Origin of the sequence: Olsenella intestinalis, from assembly GCF_023276655.1 — a bacterium.
GTDB lineage: Bacteria > Actinomycetota > Coriobacteriia > Coriobacteriales > Atopobiaceae > Olsenella_J > Olsenella_J intestinalis.
In genome coordinates this window covers 508,488-525,090 of sequence record NZ_JALGRK010000002.1, presented here as the reverse complement: position 1 = coordinate 525,090, position 16,603 = coordinate 508,488, and the positions used below count along the sequence as shown (strand labels likewise).

The 16,603-nt window shown below is 68.5% G+C and carries 17 protein-coding genes; 15 read left to right on the top strand and 2 right to left on the bottom strand.

Annotation, left to right across the window (positions count from 1 at the left end):
* Positions 1-22: 22 nt before the first annotated feature.
* A complete protein-coding gene (locus tag M5D76_RS07065) occupies positions 23-208 on the bottom strand; it encodes an FmdB family zinc ribbon protein (RefSeq protein ID WP_248922685.1) in 186 nt (61 codons plus the stop codon).
* Positions 209-358: 150 nt separating this feature from the next.
* On the opposite strand from M5D76_RS07065, the gene M5D76_RS07060 reads away from it, so the two are divergent.
* On the top strand, positions 359-1,741 hold the full coding sequence (locus M5D76_RS07060; protein WP_248922684.1) for a thiamine diphosphokinase: 1,383 nt from the start codon (positions 359-361) through the stop codon (positions 1,739-1,741).
* 201 nt (positions 1,742-1,942) lie between these two features.
* Here M5D76_RS07060 and rpmB read toward each other — a convergent pair whose 3' ends face one another.
* Positions 1,943-2,143 (bottom strand): 50S ribosomal protein L28, encoded by a 201-nt coding sequence (gene rpmB / locus M5D76_RS07055; protein WP_248922683.1) that lies wholly within the window; start codon positions 2,141-2,143, stop codon positions 1,943-1,945.
* Between the two features lie 252 nt (positions 2,144-2,395).
* Between rpmB and M5D76_RS07050 the strand changes: the two genes are divergently transcribed.
* The 14 genes from M5D76_RS07050 to ftsY all read left to right on the top strand — a co-directional run bounded on the left by M5D76_RS07050 (position 2,396) and on the right by ftsY (position 16,600).
* Entirely contained in the window at positions 2,396-2,995 is a 600-nt protein-coding gene (locus M5D76_RS07050) for a hypothetical protein (RefSeq protein ID WP_248922682.1), read from the top strand.
* A gap of 90 nt (positions 2,996-3,085) precedes the next feature.
* Positions 3,086-3,430 (top strand): Asp23/Gls24 family envelope stress response protein, encoded by a 345-nt coding sequence (locus M5D76_RS07045; protein ID WP_248922681.1) that lies wholly within the window; start codon positions 3,086-3,088, stop codon positions 3,428-3,430.
* Positions 3,431-3,487: 57 nt separating this feature from the next.
* Positions 3,488-5,170 carry a DAK2 domain-containing protein gene (locus M5D76_RS07040; protein ID WP_248922680.1) on the top strand — a complete coding sequence of 561 codons (1,683 nt, stop codon included), beginning with the start codon at positions 3,488-3,490 and terminating at the stop codon, positions 5,168-5,170.
* Positions 5,171-5,185: 15 nt separating this feature from the next.
* A complete protein-coding gene (recG, locus tag M5D76_RS07035; protein WP_248922679.1) occupies positions 5,186-7,348 on the top strand; it encodes an ATP-dependent DNA helicase RecG in 2,163 nt (720 codons plus the stop codon).
* The gene (locus tag M5D76_RS07030; RefSeq protein WP_248922678.1) at positions 7,345-7,920 is read left to right on the top strand and encodes an RsmD family RNA methyltransferase; all 576 of its coding nucleotides are present in this window, start codon (positions 7,345-7,347) and stop codon (positions 7,918-7,920) included. The genes recG and M5D76_RS07030 overlap by 4 nt, the downstream gene beginning before the upstream one ends.
* Positions 7,921-7,923: 3 nt before the next feature.
* Positions 7,924-8,436: a pantetheine-phosphate adenylyltransferase gene (gene coaD, locus M5D76_RS07025; RefSeq protein ID WP_248922677.1), complete on the top strand. Its 513-nt coding sequence runs from the start codon at positions 7,924-7,926 to the stop codon at positions 8,434-8,436.
* Positions 8,437-8,637: 201 nt separating this feature from the next.
* Positions 8,638-9,135, top strand: coding sequence for an ATPase (locus M5D76_RS07020; protein WP_248922676.1), 498 nt, complete (start codon positions 8,638-8,640; stop codon positions 9,133-9,135).
* Between the two features lie 5 nt (positions 9,136-9,140).
* A complete protein-coding gene (locus M5D76_RS07015; protein WP_248922675.1) occupies positions 9,141-9,707 on the top strand; it encodes a YceD family protein in 567 nt (188 codons plus the stop codon).
* A gap of 159 nt (positions 9,708-9,866) precedes the next feature.
* Positions 9,867-10,046, top strand: a complete 180-nt coding sequence (gene rpmF / locus M5D76_RS07010; RefSeq protein ID WP_013251914.1) for a 50S ribosomal protein L32 — start codon at positions 9,867-9,869, stop codon at positions 10,044-10,046.
* 75 nt (positions 10,047-10,121) lie between these two features.
* The gene (gene plsX, locus M5D76_RS07005; protein ID WP_248922674.1) at positions 10,122-11,111 is read left to right on the top strand and encodes a phosphate acyltransferase PlsX; all 990 of its coding nucleotides are present in this window, start codon (positions 10,122-10,124) and stop codon (positions 11,109-11,111) included.
* A gap of 69 nt (positions 11,112-11,180) precedes the next feature.
* Positions 11,181-11,426 carry an acyl carrier protein gene (locus M5D76_RS07000; protein ID WP_248922673.1) on the top strand — a complete coding sequence of 82 codons (246 nt, stop codon included), beginning with the start codon at positions 11,181-11,183 and terminating at the stop codon, positions 11,424-11,426.
* A 10-nt stretch (positions 11,427-11,436) separates the two neighbouring features.
* On the top strand, positions 11,437-12,162 hold the full coding sequence (gene rnc / locus M5D76_RS06995) for a ribonuclease III (RefSeq protein WP_248922672.1): 726 nt from the start codon (positions 11,437-11,439) through the stop codon (positions 12,160-12,162).
* Between the two features lie 6 nt (positions 12,163-12,168).
* Positions 12,169-15,702 (top strand): chromosome segregation protein SMC, encoded by a 3,534-nt coding sequence (gene smc / locus M5D76_RS06990; RefSeq protein WP_248922671.1) that lies wholly within the window; start codon positions 12,169-12,171, stop codon positions 15,700-15,702.
* Position 15,703: 1 nt separating this feature from the next.
* The gene (gene ftsY, locus M5D76_RS06985) at positions 15,704-16,600 is read left to right on the top strand and encodes a signal recognition particle-docking protein FtsY (protein WP_248922670.1); all 897 of its coding nucleotides are present in this window, start codon (positions 15,704-15,706) and stop codon (positions 16,598-16,600) included.
* Positions 16,601-16,603: the final 3 nt, after the last annotated feature.

Here is a 16,603-nt window from a genome sequence, read left to right as displayed (position 1 = left end):
CGCATGCATACGTCGACTCGCGCTACTTCTTGTCGCGCTGGTCGGTGTTGTAGAAGCCCGAGCCCGAGAAGACGATGCCCGAGGTCGAGAAGACGCGCTCGGCCTTCTTCCCGCACTTGGGGCAGGTCACCTCGGGGTGCTCGCTCATGCGATGTTCGACCTCGAAGACGTTCTCGCACGAGGTGCATCGGTAGTCGTAACGTGCCATTGAGTCCTCCATAGCATGTGCGCGGCGCAGCCTGCGCCGCCGTGGTCCAACGACGTGTAATCTATCACTTGGCGCAGGCAAGCGCGTCGCTATCATGGAATCTACGCCTAGCAGCGAGGCCCCTCGGGCCAGCAAGACGATTGGAGTGCGATGCCCATCTCAGGTGCCATCTTCGACTTCGACGGGACCCTCGTCGACTCAATGCCCGCCTGGCATGACGTCACGGTGCGCATGCTCGAGCGCTACGGCGTGCCCAACGCCGAGCAGTTCTTCGTCGAGACCGAGTCGCTGCCCCTGCGGGAGCTCTGCGAGGTGCTCCACGACCGTCACGTGCCCTCCGTCTCGACCGACGACCTCGAGGCCGAGATCAAGGCCGACATGCGCGAGGCCTACCTGAGCGACATCGACCTGCTCGACGGCTGCCTCGTCTTCCTCGACGACCTGCGCGCCCACGGCGTGCCCATGGTCGTCGCCTCGTCCACGCCGGCCTCCGAGCTCGAGGTCATCCTGCGTGCCAAGAACATCCGCGGCTACTTCCAGGACGTCCTCTCGACCGGCGGCGAGATCCGCAGCAAGGACTATCCCGACATCTGGCACGTGGCGCGCGAGCGCCTCGGCACGCCCGCGTCCGAGACCTGGGTCTTCGAGGACGCCCCGTTCTCCCTCAGGAGCGCGACCGGCGCCGGCTTCCGCACGGCCTGCCTCTTCAGCCCCCACGGCGACCGCACGCCGCAGGAGGTCGCGCCCTTCTCGACCTTCCTCGTCCACGGCTACCCCGAGCTCTCCTTCGCACTCCTCGACGACTACGCCGACGCCTCCGACGCCGGCGCCTCCGACGCCACCGCCCCCGCTGCGGACGGCGCTCCCACCGCCGAGAAGAGCCGCATCCTCGTGGTTGGCGGCTCTCCCCAGAGAAGCGCCTCCGAGCTCGTCGCGACCCTCGCGGCCGAGGCCGACTACGTCATCGCGGCCGACGCCGGCGCCGCGCCTCTTCGCGACGCGGGCGTCACACCCGACGTCTTCTGCGGCGACTGCGACTCGGCCGCGGACGCGGACGCCGCCTGGGCCCGCGAGGCGGCCGCGCGCACGATCTCGCTCCCGAGCGAGAAGTACGCCACCGACCTCGCCTACGCGATCGGCTGCGCCCGCCACGAGGCGGCCCGCCGCCACGCCCCGGCCGAGCTCACCCTCACCTGCGTGAGCGGTGGCCGGCCCGACCACGCACTGGGCGTGCTCGGCCTGCTCGCGCGCAACGCCGACCTTGCCTGCCGCGTCGTGGAGGACGACTTCGAGCTGCGCGTCCTCTCGCCCGGCGGCCGCGACTCCTGGCACCTCGAGGGCCTTGCGGGCGCGACCTTCTCGGTGATCTCCCTTGCCGAGAAGAGCGTGGTCTCCGAGCGGGGGAGCGTCTGGGAGCTCGACCACGCCGAGCTTGCGGCCCTCGCCGACGAGGGCGTCTCGAACCGGGTGGCCTCGGCCGACGCCTGCGTCACCTGCCACGAGGGGTGCGTGGCCGTCTACGTCCTGAGGTAGCCTGGCCGTCGCGATTGCCACGACCTCTTTGGGGGTCGCGCCGACGCGTCGAAATGGATCGATAGGAGGGAGGGTCGTCCCGCACGAGACGGGGCGACCCTCCCTATGTGGTGAGGCCGGGCGCGAGGGCCTGGCTCTTCTCGGCATGAAAAAGGAGCCCCGAAGGGCTCCTCGTCCAAGCGCTGTATGCGTCGGGTAGGCTTACGCCTGCTCGGCGGAGCGGGCGACCTTGCCGCTCTTGAGGCAGCGGGTGCAGACGTTCTTCTTGACGGCCCTGCCGTTCTCGAAGACGGTGACGCGCTGGATGTTGGGCTTAAACGTACGGTTGACGGTGCGGTGGGAGTGGCTGATGGAGCGACCAGCAACGGCGTGCTTACCGCAGATATCACAAACCTTCGACATTATTACGACCTCCAAAGGGCGGCGCGGATGCCCCGCAATTTCCAAAGCCGTCCAAATATAGCACAGCGATGGCTCCATGCAAGCGCCAGACGCCCCATCTTGTGCAGGTTTTGTAGCGATGGGGGATGCCCTCGGCGAGCGGCGCGGGGCGGTTTTTGTGTCCGGGGCGCCTGCGATGATGGGCGCAGCAGGCACGGAGGGCCATCGCGTCTGCGCGCTCGCCCTCCCTTGGCGCGAAGGGGGATGGTCGACATGGGCGGACGGCTTGATCTGGGGACTCCCTCTGGCCTGCGAGGACTCGCGGGCGCGGCGGCCGTCGCGCTGAGGGCGTGCGCCTTGCTTGGCGTCGCGGCCGCAATCGTGCGCGCCGTCGTGGTGGGAGGGCTGCTCGGCGGGGTGGAGTCGCCGCTCCCCGTCGCGCTGCGCGCCGAGACGCTGGCGCGCATGGAGGCCGCCGTGGACGCAGGCTCGGCGGCGCTCCTCGAGCGCGCCTATGGCGAGCCCAATCGCTCGGGCATCAGGATGCTGCGGACGCGCGTGGGGGAGGGAGATGGCCTTCGCGCTGCCGCGGCGGCGGCCCTCCTCGCCGAGAGCCGCCTCGCGGGCACGCCCCTCGAGCCGGTCTCGCTCTCCTGCGCGCGCTTCGTGCTCCAGGAGATGCGATCCGTGGGTTACGACGTCGAGCGCGTGAGGGCAACATATATAGGTCGTCGCGCGGCGAGCGCCGTGGCTCTTCTCGGCGTCGCGATCGCCTGCTCGCGGCTGGTCTTCGGCCCGTCTGCGGCGTCGGGGCGCCACGTCCTTCGAAGTGAGGTGCCAGGCGGGGCCGGACTGTGTTTATATAAGGACTGATGTGCGTCTTCGGCCCCGTCTCGGGGTGCAATGCTATAGTTAGGCAGTTCGACTCTGGCTGCGAGGGCAGCCGAGTGAGAGGAGAAACACATGGCAACTGTCGTCCCTGGCGCGCTCAGGGTTTCGAACGACTGCATCGCAGACCTTGCGGGCTACGCCGCGCTCGAGTGCTACGGCGTGGTGGGCATGGCCGTGCTCGACGAGCAGGGTGGCGTCGCGCACCTGCTCCCCACGTACCGCCTCAGGAGGGGCATCACCGTCTCCTCCGTCGACGGCCGCGTCAACGTCGACCTCAACGTCGTCGTGGAGCGCGGGGTCAACATCTCTTCCGTCTCCGACAATCTGGTGAGCTCGGTCAAGTTCGTGCTCAAGCAGATCGCCGAGCTCGACGACGTCGACGTGTGCGTTCACATCGACGCCCTCCGCACCCGCTAGCATCAGCTGGCCCCCTTCCGACTTTCCCACGAGAAAAGGATTCGAGGTTCTCCTGAAATGATTGCCAACGTTGTCCGCAACTGCTTCCCCGTCGCAGCCCAGGTCGTCGCCGACAAGGCCGACGAGATCAACAAGCTCAATGTCTTCCCCGTGCCCGACGGTGACACCGGCACCAACATGTCGCTCACCCTCGGCACGGTCGTGAAGGAGGTCCAGGCCCTCCCCGCGAACGCCACCATGGAGGACATCGCCCAGGCCATTACCCACGGCTCGCTCATGGGCGCCCGTGGCAACTCCGGCGTCATCACGAGCCAGATCCTGCGCGGCGTCGCCGAGGGCCTCGTCAACGCCGACGGCGCCCAGGCCACCACGGCTGACATCGCCTTCGCCCTGCGCAACGGCGTCAAGGTCGCCTTCAAGGCGGTCCGCAAGCCGGTCGAGGGCACGATCCTCACCGTGCTGAGGGACATCTCCACCAAGGCCGATCAGCTCGAGAGGGAGAAGGTCACCCCGCGGGAGGCGCTCGACGCCATCGTCGTCGAGGCGTACGAGTCCGTCGCCCGCACCCCGGACCTGCTGCCCGTCCTCAAGGAGAACGGCGTCGTCGACTCCGGCGCCTTCGGCCTGGCCACGTTCATCGAGGCCTTCGTTAACGCCTACGAGGGCAAGGCCGGCGAGGTCTCCGACTTCAAGACCACCGTCGACTCCGGTGACGCCAAGGCGCAGGTCGCCAACGTCGTCGACATCGAGATCAACGACGACTGGGAGGGCTCCGAGTTCCGCTACTGCACCGAGTTCCTCTTCCACTGCGAGGACCCGAACTTCGACGAGGACGCCAACCTCAAGTACCTCTCGACCATGGGTGACTGCGAGCTGCTCGTCGGCTCCAACCCGGACTACAAGATCCACGTCCACACCAACAGGCCGGACCGCGTGCTCCGTCACATGCTGCACCGCGGCCAGATCTTCAACGTCTACGTCCACAACATGGACCTCGAGGCGCAGGAGCGCACCGAGTCCATCCGCCAGGACAAGGACGACGAGGCGGCTCCCACAGCCCCCGCCGCCCGCAAGGAGGGCATCGGATTTGTCGCCGTCGCCGCGGGCGAGGGCCAGGCCGAGATCCTCAAGTCGCTCGGCGTCGACGTCATCGTCTCCGGCGGCCAGACCATGAACCCCTCGACGGCCGACATCCTCGACGCCATCGAGAGGTGCAACGCCGAGAAGGTCATCGTCCTTCCCAACAACGGCAACATCCGCATGGCGGCCGAGGCGGCCGTGGGTGCCTGCGAGGACTGCGACTGCGCCGTCGTCCCGACCAAGACCGTGCTCCAGGCGTTCTCGGCCATGTTCGTGGCTGACGCCGAGGGCTCCCTCGACGACAACGTCGCCGAGATGAACGAGGCCATCGGCCAGATCCGTGACGGCGAGGTCACCACCGCCGTGCGCGACTCCTCCGCCGCCGACGGCAGCCCCATCCACTCGGGCGACGTCATGGGCATCATGGGCGGCTCGATCGAGGTCGTCGGCAACGACGTCGAGAAGGTCACCGTCGAGGTCATCAACCGCATGCAGGACGACGAGGAGGGCGACACCCTCACGATCCTAGCCGGCTCTGACCTCTCCGACGACGACTTCCAGCACCTGATCGCCGCCATCGAGGAGGCCCAGCCCGACCTCGAGATCGACTCGCACCGCGGCGAGCAGCCCCTGTACCCGGTCATCTTCTCCATCGAGTAGGAGATCTCGCCGGCCGTGGGGAGCTCCCCGACAACCCCAGAGGTGAGTGAGCGCCTTGCGCGCACTCGCGCCCTAACAGATGACGTCTCGCGCCTGCGCTTTGTGTCGGGCGCGAGGCGCACTGCTCTCGAGCGCATGCAGGTCACGCGCGTTCGCGACCTCCTGCTGCATGTGCCCCACCGCTACCTCGACTTCTCCAACGTCGTGCCCATCGGCATGGCCGAGGTCGGAAGCGAGGTCACCGTGGTGGGCAGGGTCGACAGGGTCAAGCTCAAGCGCCCCAAGCCCCGCATGCAGATCGTCGAGGTCTACGTGCTCGACGACACGGGCGTCATCCAGGCGACGTTCTTCCGCCAGCCCTGGATCGCCGAGCAGATCTCCCAGGGCGACCTCGTGGCGCTTTCGGGCAAGGTCGACTTCGCCTACGGCTTCAAGCAGATCAAGGCGCCCTTCCACGAGGTGCTGGGCTCTGCCGCAGACGGCGGATCCTACGCGCGCATCCTCCCGGTCCACCCGGTGAGCGAGGGCATGAGCGCCTCCTGGATGCGCCGCATCGTCGCGGCGGCGCTCGCCGATGCCGGAGACGTCTGCGACTTCCTTCCCGTCCGCCTCGTCGCGCGCCACGAGCTCATGAGCGAGGCGCGCGCCCTACGCGAGGTCCACTTCCCGACGACGCTCGCCTCCAAGGAGCGCGCACGCCGCCGCCTTGCCTATGACGAGCTGCTGTGCCTGCAGGTGGCTCTTCTCGCCCGCCGGCGCATCGAGCTCGAGGGCTGCGATCCCACGCGTCACGTGATCGACGGCGAGCACGTGCGCGCGCTGGGGAGCGCGCTTCCCTTCGAGCTCACGGACGAGCAGCGGGTGGCCGCAGACGAGATCCTCGCCGACATGGCCGCGCCCGTCGTCATGAGCCGGCTGCTCCTCGGCGACGTGGGCACCGGCAAGACCGCCGTCGCCGCGTTCGCGCTGGCCACGGCCGCAGACACCGGCACGCAGGCCGCGATGATGGCGCCGACCTCGGTTCTCGCGCGCCAGTACGCCGAGAAGCTCGGGCCCGTGCTCGAGGCCGCGGGCGTGACCTGGGCGCTCGTGACCGGCGCGACCGCCGCCGACGAGCGCGCCCGCATCGCACAGTCGCTCGCCTCGGGCGAGACGAGCGTGCTCTTCGGAACCACGGCGCTCCTCTCCGACGACATCGCCTTCGCGACGCTGAGCCTCGTCGTCATCGACGAGCAGCACCGCTTCGGCGTCGACCAGCGCGCGGCGCTCAAGCGCAAGGGCGCGGGCGCCGACCTGCTCGCCATGACCGCGACGCCCATCCCGCGCACGCTCGCGCTCTCGCTCTACGGCGACGTGCGCTGCTCGCGCATCCGCAAGCGGCCGCGTGCGGGCGCGGGCATTTCCACGACCTGCATCGCCCCCGAGAACCGCGACCTGGCCTACGGCGCGATCCGCGAGGCCGTCGCGGCGGGGCAGCAGGCCTACGTGATCTGCCCGCTCGTCGACGACGCCGACGACGGCAGCCATCTCGACGACGTGCCGGAGGCGTCGCGCTCCACGTCGTCCAACCTGCACTCCGTCGCGCGCACGGCCAAGGCGCTCTCGGAGAGCGCGCTCTCCGGCCTGCGCGTGGCCGCCCTCACCGGGCGCATGGCCGCCGCCGAGAAGGAGCGCGTCATGGAGAGCTTCCGCGCGGGCGAGGTCGACGTGCTCGTCTCGACCACCGTGGTCGAGGTCGGAGTCGACGTGCCCGCAGCGACCGTCATGCTCGTGCACGACGCCGACCGCTTCGGCCTCGCGACCCTGCACCAGCTGCGCGGCCGCGTGGGCAGGGGAGACGTGGCGGGCACGGTCTTTCTGGAGTGCCCCGCGCGCAAGGGCACGCCCGCGCGCAAGCGCCTCGCCGCGCTCGAGAAGACCTCCGACGGATTCGAGCTCGCGGAGCTCGACCTGAGGCTGCGCCACGAGGGCGAGATCTTGGGGTATCGTCAGAGCGGCGGGGTCTCGCTTGCGGTCTCGGACCTCGCACAGGACGCGGACCTCGTCGAGTGGGCCCATGCGGATGCCGAGCAGATCTTCGAGCGCGACGCCGCGCTCGTCTCGCCCGCGCTCCGCCCGCTCGCGTACGAGGTGAGGGACCGCTTTGGCATCTACTTCGAGGAGGCTGAGAGGCTTTGAGGATCGTTGGCGGCATGTGGAGGGGGCGGCCCATTGAGGCGCCCGAGGGACGTGACGTCACGCGTCCCACCACGGACAGGACGCGCGAGTCGATGGCGTCGATGGTTCTGTCGGCCTTCGGGCTCGACCTCGCGGACGTCTCGGTGCTCGACGCCTTTGCGGGCTCCGGGGCCATCGGGCTCGAGCTTCTGAGCCGCGGCGCGGCACGCGCGACCTTCGTCGACCGCGACCGCGGGGCCGTGGCGCGCGTGAGGCGCAACTGCCGCGCGTTCGGCTGCGAGCAGGGGCGTGCCGCCGTCGTCGCAGGTGACGTATGCCGCCTCGCGAAGTCCGGGCGTCTCCCGGGCGCGCCGTTTCGCCTCGTCGTGCTCGACCCGCCCTACGCGATGGAGGCGTCGCGCGTCTGTGAGTTGGTCGCCGACCTCGACGCGAACGCTCTTCTCGCCGAGGACGCCCGCATCCTCTACGAGCACGACTCCAAGGCGCCGGGGCTCGATGTGCCCGGCTTCGCCCAGGCGCGCGAGAAGAGCCACGGCATCACCACCTTCGAGATCCTGACCAGGGGAGCGTAAGCAATGAGTGACGAGAGAATCGAGCACGTCGTCGTTCCGGGCACCTTCGACCCCGTGACCTTCGGCCACCTTGACGTCATCCGCCGTGCGCGGAGGCTCTTTCCGCACGTGACCGTGGGCGTGGCGGCCTCGGTCGGTAAGAACGGCTCGGGGCCGACCTTCACGCTCGACGAGCGCGTGCGCATGGTCGAGGACGCGCTGGTGGAGGAGGGCATCGCCGAGCGCGTGGACGTGAGGCCCTTCTCGGGGCTGCTCGTCGACTTCGTGAGGGAGGTCGGCGCGGGCGGCGTGGTCAAGGGCCTGCGCGCCATGACCGACTTCGAGTACGAGCTGCAGCAGGCCGACCTCAACTACCACATGGCGCCCGAGGTCGAGTCCGTGTTCGTCATGTCGAGCCCGCAGTTCGGCTACGTCTCGTCGTCGATCGTGCGCGAGCTCGCGTCGCTCGGCTCCGACGTGTCGTTCCTCGTCCCGCCCAACGTCGCGCGCTGCCTGGCCGAGCACTTCTCCCGCTAGCCCGACGGTGCCCCGCGCCCGCCGGCGAGCCCTCCGCGCACCGGCCGCGCGCGACCTCTGGTCGTGGGCTCTTGACGAATCACCCATGCCATACGGCGCCTCATGGGTCATATGCTGGCGAATCTGATACCATATGCGCGATGCGATCCAAACAACGTTGAACAATGGCCGGACCGCGCCACTATGCGAAAGGAGTCCCGCATGCAGCCGGGTGAGGAAATCGAGAGCCTGGTCGGCGAACTCGAGCAGATCGTGAGCGAGGGAAAGACTCCGTTTACGGGTGGTGCCGGGAAGAAGATCGTCGACGCCCAGGAGATCTACGAGATCCTGGACGAGATCCGTCGAGTCTTCCCGCAGGAGTTCTCCGACGCCCGTCGTATCGTGAAGGAGGAGGCCGAGACGCTCGAGCGCGCGCAGATGCAGGCAGACGCCATCGTCGCAGACGCGCAGCAGCAGGCGATGATCCTCGCCGGCGACCAGGAGGTCGTGCGTCTCGCCCAGCAGCAGGCCGACGACATCCGCGACAAGGCCGCCCAGTACGAGCGTGACACGCGCTACAACGCCGAGGAGTACGCCGACACGGTCCTCTCGCACCTCGAGGACAACCTCAAGAGCATCTCCAACTCGGTGAGCCGCGTCCGCCAGACCCTCAACGAGAACTCCGGCCCGCGCAACCAGACCAACAACGTTCCCTGGTAGTCGCCATGCAGAGCGTAGTCGTGGCGCTCGACGAGCGCCTTGAGAACCCCGGCGACACCCGCGTGGTCGCCGATCACCTCGACGAGAAGAGCTACAACCTCGGCGAGCGTGCCTTCACGCTTCCCGAGGGCGTCGACTATGACCTCGTCCTGACCAACGCCGGCGAGGGCATCCTCGCCACCGGGATCATCTCCGCCCATGTGAAGGGCTCCTGCGACCGCTGCCTCGGTGACGCCGAGTTCGACGTCAAGGGCGAGGTCGACGAGTACTTCCTCTTCAAGGAGCCGGACGAGGTCCTCGAGGTCGGCGACGGGGAGGACGAGGTGGACTACTCGCTCGTCTCGTCCGACCGCACCGTCGACCTGACCGAGGCGCTCGAGAGCGCGCTTCTCATGGACACGCCGTTCATCGTGCTGTGCCAGGAGGACTGCAAGGGCCTCTGCCCGGTCTGCGGGCAGAACCTCAACGAGGCCGACTGCGGGCATGCCGCCCAGATCGAGGCCGAGCGCGAGCAGGAGAGGCTCGACAAGAGCCCCTTCTCGGTCCTGAAGAACCTCGAGCTCGACGACTAGTCCCGACTTCGCCGTCTCGGCGTTTGTGTGATTTGTCGGGTGCGTGCGTGCAACGTGCATTTTCGATGGGCGCGTGGTATAGTTCGTTCTTGTGTCTTTAAGAAGGTAGACAGGCTGGGCTTAGTGCCTGGCAGTACGTACGTCTAAGAGAGGTTCAAGATGGCAGTTCCTAAGCAAAAGAAGGGTCGCGGCGCCACGCACACCCGCCGTTCGGCCAACAGCAAGCTCGCCGCGTCGGCACGTTCCGTTTGCCCCCAGTGCGGTGCTCCTAAGCTTCCGCATCACGTGTGCCCCAACTGTGGCTACTACAAGGACCGCGAGGTCGTCGTCACCGAGTAGTCGCTTCGTACAAACGTGGCCTGGGAGGCCGGTCCTTCAGGGGTCGGTCTCCTTTTTTCGTCTTTGGAGGTAGTAATGACGACCATTTGCGTCGACGCCATGGGCGGGGACGAGACCCCCGACGTTGTTCTCTCCGGCATCGAGGCCGCGCTTTCCCGCGACGCGGACCTGAGCGTCCTGGTCGCGGGTGACGAGGACGTCGTGGTGCCGTTCTGCGAGTCGCACGACCGCGCCAAGGCGCTCGTCACCACCGAGGTCATCGGCATGGCCGAGCACCCCGCGGAGGCCGTGCGCGCCAAGAAGGACTCCTCGATCGTCCGCGGCTGCGCCGCCATCCGCGCCGGCGAGGCGGACGGCTTCTTCTCCGCCGGCTCCACCGGCGCGATCTTCGCGGCGGCCACGCTCGGCGTCGGCCGCATCCGCGGCATCAAGCGCCCCGCGATCGCCTGTGCCGTGCCCGGCTCGACCGGCAGGAGCACCGTCTTCCTCGACATGGGCGCCAACGCCGACGTCCGTCCCGAGATGATCGTCCAGTTCGCCCAGATGGGCCGCGCCTACTCGCGCGTGACGCTCGGCGTCGAGGACCCCAAGGTGGCGCTGCTCTCCAACGGCACCGAGGACACCAAGGGCTCCGAGGCCGTCGTGGCCGAGCACGAGGCGCTCAAGGCGGCCGGCGACTGGTTCGTCGGCAACTGCGAGGGATCCGACATCCTGCGCGGCGTCCACGACGTCATCGTCACTGACGGCTTCTCCGGCAACGTCGCCCTCAAGACCCTCGAGGGCACCGCGAAGTTCATCCTCGGGGAGGTCAAGAAGTCCGTTGCCGCATCGTTTGCGGCCAAGGTCGGGGCTCTTCTCCTCAAGAAGTCGCTCAAGGGCGTCGCGGCGTCGCTCTCCGGCGACGAGTACGGTGGCGCGTTCCTGCTCGGCCTCAAGGCGCCCGTGCTCATCGGGCATGGCGCGACCTCGAAGGACGCCGTCATGCACGGCACGCTGGCCTGCGCCTCCGCCGTTAGGGGCGAGCTTGTGAGAAAAATCGCCGAGGACATCTCCCAGGACGCCTAGACGGGTACAATTAGCTGTGCAATCGACGGCGCGCCCGCGCGGCGCGCACACCGCTTGAAGGAGCATCACATGGAACGCAACGAGATTCTCGAGAAGGTCAAGGCCGCCATCTGCGAGACCCTTGGCAACGACGACCTCACGATCACCGAGGAGACCACGCTGAAGGACCTCGGGGCCGACTCGTTCGACCAGCTCGAGATCATGGTCGCCCTCGAGGAGGCCTTCGACATCTCGCTCGAGAACGCCGCCGGCGGCGACATGGCGTCCGTCGAGACGGTCGGCCAGACCGTCGACATCGTCGCGGCCGAGCTCTAGGGAGCCGCGCTTGAAGGTTCGCGACAGGGTCGCCAGGATCGAGGAGATCTGCGGCCACCACTTTGACAACAAGGAACTCATCACGTCCGCGATCACGCACCCCTCGGCCGTCGAGGGGCAGCCCGTCTCGGCGTCCTACGAGCGCCTGGAGTTCCTGGGCGACTCGATCCTGGGCGCCATGGTCGCGACCGACCTGTTCGAGAAGTTCCCCGCCATGGACGAGGGCAAGCTCACGCGCATGAAGATCTCGCTCGTGAGCGGCAAGACCCTCTCCGTCGTGGCGGGCGACCTCGGCATCGGCGAGCTCATCATCTTCGGCGAGTCCGAGAAGGGCACGGGCTCGCGCGGCATGCACTCCGCGCTCGAGAACGTCTACGAGGCCGTCGTGGGCGCCCTGTACCTCGACGCCGGCTTCGAGAAGACCCACGCCTTCGTCCAGAGGACGCTCGCCCCGCACGTCTCCCCCAAGCTCGCCGAGCGCCCCATCTCGCCCAAGTCCCTCCTGCAGGAGGTCACCCAGCGCGACATGCGCTGCGCGCCCGAGTACAAGCTCGAGGGCGAGGAGGGCCCGGCCCACAAGCCCACCTTCGTCTCGGTCGTGCTCGTCGACGGCAAGCGCCAGGGCAGGGGAGAGGGTCCCTCCAAGAAGGAGTCCGAGAGCGCGGCGGCGCTCGACGCGCTCGAGCGCCTCGGTTACCTGTCCTCTGACGAGGGCGCACCGACGCAGAAAGGCTGAGTCCACGTGTATCTGAAGTCGCTCACGCTCAAGGGATTCAAGTCGTTCGCCGACAAGACCCAGATGGTGTTCGATCCGGGCCTCACGGTCGTTGTCGGCCCCAATGGCTCGGGCAAATCCAACATCTCCGACTCGATTCTCTGGGTCCTGGGCGAGCAGAGCGCCAAGATGCTGCGTGGCCAGGCGATGGAGGACGTGATCTTCTCGGGTTCCTCGGGCCGCCAGGCCGTCGGTCTCGCCGAGGTCACGCTCGTTCTCGACAACTCCGACCACACCATCCCCATCGACTTCTCCGAGGTCGCCATCACGAGGCGCATGTACCGCTCCGGCGAGTCCGAGTACCTGATCAACGGCTCGCCCGCGCGCCTGCGCGACATCACCGACATCCTGCATGACTCCGGCCTCGGCAAGGACACCCACTCGATCATCTCGCAGGGCAAGCTCGACTCGATCCTCGCGAGCCGCCCCGAGGAGAGGCGCGAGCTCGTCGAGGAGGCCGCCGGCATCTCCAAGCACCGCAGGCGCAAGGAGCGCTCCGAGCGCAAGCTCAAGGCGATGCAGGAGAACCTCACCCGCGCGAAGGACATCGAGAAGGAGGTCAACCGCCGCCTGCGCCCGCTCGAGAAGCAGGTCGACAAGGCCAAACGCCACCGCGACCTCGCGAACCAGCTCTCCGAGCTGACGACCACGCTGGCCGTCGACGACCTGCGCCAGCTCCAGGTGCGCTACCGTGCCCTCAGCGAGAAGGGCAAGGAGTGCGACGCCGCGATCGAGCTCGCGCAGTACCGCTTCGACGAGAAGAACAAGGACCTCGAGAAGTACCAGTCCCTTCTCGAGCAGAAGGGCATCTTCGTGGGCGACCTCGGCGAGCAGCGCCGTCGCCTGCAGGACCTCCTCGGCCGCATGGACTCCGACATGCGCCTGCTCGAGGAGAAGGGCAAGAACATGGTCTCGCGCCTCTCCGAGATGCGCATGAACCTCTCGGCCATGGAGCGCCAGTCCAAGGAGGCCGTCGAGGAGCACGAGAAGGTGCGCCGCGAGTACGACGACGCCAAGGTCGAGGCCGACGACCTGCAGAGGCGCGTCGTCGAGCTGGGGCCGGCCGCCAAGAAGGCCACCGAGAGGCGCCGCGAGCTCGGCGGCAAGGTCTCGCAGCTCACCGCCGACGTACGCGCGAGCCAGCGCGTGGCCGACGAGGAGACGCTCGCCTTCGCTAAGCTGCGCGACCAGATCTCGAACGCCGAGGTCGAGGACCAGATGTTCGAGAGCCGCCTCAAGCAGATCGCCGACACCGTCGCGACGGCCCAGGAGGCCTTCGACGAGCGCGGCCGCCAGAAGGAGCGCATCGAGGCCGACCTCGCCGCCGCGCGCGAGGCCGACCAGAAGAGCGCCGAGAAGATCCGCGCCGGTAAGGACGGCGTGAGGGACGCCCGCTCCAAGGAGGGCGAGGCCCGCAGCAGGCTCCAGAGCGCCCGTGCGACCCTCTCGGCGCTCGAGTCCGTCGACTCCCAGGCGCAGAACGCGAGCGCGCTCGTGGCCGAGCTCGCCCGCGACAACGCAGACAGCATCAAGCACCGCGTGGCCGACCTGGTCGAGGCCCCGACCGAGCTCGAGGGCATCGTCGAGTCGCTGCTCGGCGAGGACCTCTCCGCCCTGGTCGTGGCCGACGCCGACGGCGCGGTCGGCCTGGCCGAGAAGGCGCTCGCCTCGAGCGCCAAGGGCAAGGCGACCATCGTCACGCTCAAGGGCACCCACGCCGAGCGGGCCGCGTCCGCACCCGGCGAGTCGCTGGCCGAGCGTCTCAAGGTCAACGAGGGTGCCGAGGACCTGATCGAGGCTCTTCTCGGCGACGTCCGCGTCGTCGAGGGCGTGCGCGAGGCGATCCTGGCGCACGAGGAGGCACCCGCGTTCACCTACGTGACCGCCTCGGGCGTGGTCGTCCTTCCCGACGGCCGCACGACCGTGGGCATGGCGTCGACCGTCGAGCAGGGCGCGCTCGAGCGCAAGAGGCGCATTCGCGCGCTCAGGGCCGAGGTGCCCGACCTCGAGGCCGCGCTCGAGTCCGCAACGTCCGCCATCGCCGCCGCCGAGTCGGCGCTGACCGCCGCACGTGACGAGAGCGCCCACGCCAAGGAGGAGGTCGCGCGCCTGTCCGGCGAGCTGTCCTCGACGACCGGCGAGATGGGCCGCCTCGAGGCGCAGCTCAGGCAGGCGTCCTCGGAGCAGGCCCAGGTCACCAAGAGCCGCGAGGCCGCGGCCGAGCGCGCGGGCAAGGCGCGCGAGGAGGTCGAGCGCCACAAGCGCGCCGCCGAGGAGGCCGAGAAGAAGACGACCGAGCTCTCCCGCAAGCTCGAGGAGGTCCAGTCCGAGCGACAGGCCGCCTCGAGGGAGGAGAACGCCTGCGAGCAGAAGCTCTCCGAGGCGAAGCTCAAGCTCGCGACCATCGTGGAGCGCAGGAACCACCTCGCCGTGCGCGAGGAGGAGCTGAGCCGCCAGGTCCGCGACCTCGAGGAGAGGCGCAAGCAGACCGAGCAGAGCTCGCACGCGCTCGACGTGCTGCGCCTGCGCGTCGAGCCGCTCCACCAACGCTACGAGGCGATCCACGAGCGCGGTCTCGCGTGGGCCGCGCGCCTGCGCGACAGGGCGTCGCTCGCCGAGGCCGACTCCGACTCGCTCAAGAAGACGATCACCGACGCCCGCGAGGCCGTGAGCGCCGCGCAGGGCGACCTCGAGGCCGCCAAGAACGCCGCCAACGACGTCAAGGTCGAGGTCGGACGCCTCGAGGTCCAGGTCGAGAACGCCATTGCCGCCATCACCCAGGACGGCTACGTGCTCGAGGAGGCCCTCGAGCTTCCCGCCCCGGAGGACCGCGAGCAGATGGAGCGCACGGTCAAGCGCCTCAAGCGCGAGATCGAGGGGATCGGTCCGGTCAACGAGGTCGCCATGGACGAGTACGTCACGCTCAAGGAGCGCGCCGACTACATCGCCGAGCAGGTGGCCGACCTCGAGGCCGCGCGCAAGTCGCTGCAGAAGATCACCTCCGCCATCGAGCGCAAGATGCGCAGGCAGTTCCTCGTGATCTTCGACGCCGTGAACGCGAACTTCTCGGAGGTCTTCGCCCTGCTGTTCCCGGGCGGCCATGCGCACCTCGAGATGACCGACCCCGACCACCTCGACGAGACCGGCGTCGAGATCGTCGCTCAGCCGAGGGGCAAGAAGATCCAGAAGATGATGCTCATGAGCGGTGGTGAGAAGTCGCTCACCGCGCTCGCGCTCCTGTTTGCGGTCTACAAGACGCGCACGGTGCCGTTCTACGTGTTCGACGAGGTCGAGGCTGCGCTCGACGACTCCAACCTGTCCAAGCTCCTCGACGCCATCGAGGCGCTCAAGGACACGACCCAGCTCATCGTGATCTCGCACCAGAGGCGCACCATGGAGGAGGCCGACGTGCTCTACGGCGTCTCCATGCAGGCCGACGGCGTCAGCCACGTGGTGAGCCAGAGACTCGACAAGGCGACCGGAAAGGTGGTTGAGGCCTAGCATGGGAATGTTTGACCGACTGAAAGAGGGCCTGACTCGTTCGCGCGAGGCGCTGAACGAGGTCTTCTACATGGGTGGCGAGGTCGACGAGGACTTCTGGGAGGACCTCGAGGACCGACTCGTGATGGGGGACATGGGCGCCGAGGTCGCCATGCAGGTCACCGACGACCTGCGCGAGCAGGCCGCCCGCGAGGGCCTCACGACCGCCCCGCGCCTGCGCGACGCCCTGGCCCGTCGCATCGCCGACGAGTTTGCGACCGCCGAGCGCGACCCCTTCGACGACACGCCCTCTTGCGTGCTGTTCGTCGGCATCAACGGCGCTGGCAAGACCACGACCTGCGGAAAGCTCGCCGGCTTTGCCAAGGACGCCGGCAAGACCTGCATCCTCGGCGCTGCCGACACGTTCCGCGCGGCCGCCATCGAGCAGCTCGAGGTCTGGGCCGAGCGCTCCGGCACCGAGATCGTGACCCGCGACCGCGGCAGCGACCCCGCGAGCGTTTGCTACGAGGTGCTCGAGCGCGCCGAGTCCGAGGGCGCCGACCTCGTGCTCATCGACACGGCCGGCCGCCTGCACACGAGCCCCGAGCTCATGCGCGAGCTCGCCAAGGTCGTGAACGTCACGCGCAAGCGCTCCGAGATGCCCGTCTCGGTCGTGCTCGTCATCGACGCGACCACGGGCCAGAACGGCCTCAACCAGGCGAAGGAGTTCAACGAGGCGCTCGACCTCGACGGCATCGTCGTCACCAAGCTCGACGGCACCGCAAAGGGCGGCATCGCCGTCGCCATCTCGCACGACCTGGGCCTTCCGATCCTGCGCGTCGGCGTGGGCGAGGCCATCGACGACCTTCAGACCTTCGACGCGCTCGACTTCTCGCGCGCGCTCGTCGGAGAGGAGTAGCAC

What these genes read in the sequence shown, in the direction of transcription:
- M5D76_RS07065 (WP_248922685.1), bottom strand. Translation starts at nt 208, where the DNA reads ATGGCACGTTACGACTACCGATGCACCTCGTGCGAGAACGTCTTCGAG.
- M5D76_RS07060 (WP_248922684.1), top strand. Translation starts at nt 359, where the DNA reads ATGCCCATCTCAGGTGCCATCTTCGACTTCGACGGGACCCTCGTCGAC.
- rpmB (WP_248922683.1), bottom strand. Translation starts at nt 2,143, where the DNA reads ATGTCGAAGGTTTGTGATATCTGCGGTAAGCACGCCGTTGCTGGTCGC.
- M5D76_RS07050 (WP_248922682.1), top strand. Translation starts at nt 2,396, where the DNA reads ATGGGCGGACGGCTTGATCTGGGGACTCCCTCTGGCCTGCGAGGACTC.
- M5D76_RS07045 (WP_248922681.1), top strand. Translation starts at nt 3,086, where the DNA reads ATGGCAACTGTCGTCCCTGGCGCGCTCAGGGTTTCGAACGACTGCATC.
- M5D76_RS07040 (WP_248922680.1), top strand. Translation starts at nt 3,488, where the DNA reads ATGATTGCCAACGTTGTCCGCAACTGCTTCCCCGTCGCAGCCCAGGTC.
- coaD (WP_248922677.1), top strand. Translation starts at nt 7,924, where the DNA reads ATGAGTGACGAGAGAATCGAGCACGTCGTCGTTCCGGGCACCTTCGAC.
- M5D76_RS07020 (WP_248922676.1), top strand. Translation starts at nt 8,638, where the DNA reads ATGCAGCCGGGTGAGGAAATCGAGAGCCTGGTCGGCGAACTCGAGCAG.
- M5D76_RS07015 (WP_248922675.1), top strand. Translation starts at nt 9,141, where the DNA reads ATGCAGAGCGTAGTCGTGGCGCTCGACGAGCGCCTTGAGAACCCCGGC.
- rpmF (WP_013251914.1), top strand. Translation starts at nt 9,867, where the DNA reads ATGGCAGTTCCTAAGCAAAAGAAGGGTCGCGGCGCCACGCACACCCGC.
- plsX (WP_248922674.1), top strand. Translation starts at nt 10,122, where the DNA reads ATGACGACCATTTGCGTCGACGCCATGGGCGGGGACGAGACCCCCGAC.
- M5D76_RS07000 (WP_248922673.1), top strand. Translation starts at nt 11,181, where the DNA reads ATGGAACGCAACGAGATTCTCGAGAAGGTCAAGGCCGCCATCTGCGAG.
- ftsY (WP_248922670.1), top strand. Translation starts at nt 15,704, where the DNA reads ATGGGAATGTTTGACCGACTGAAAGAGGGCCTGACTCGTTCGCGCGAG.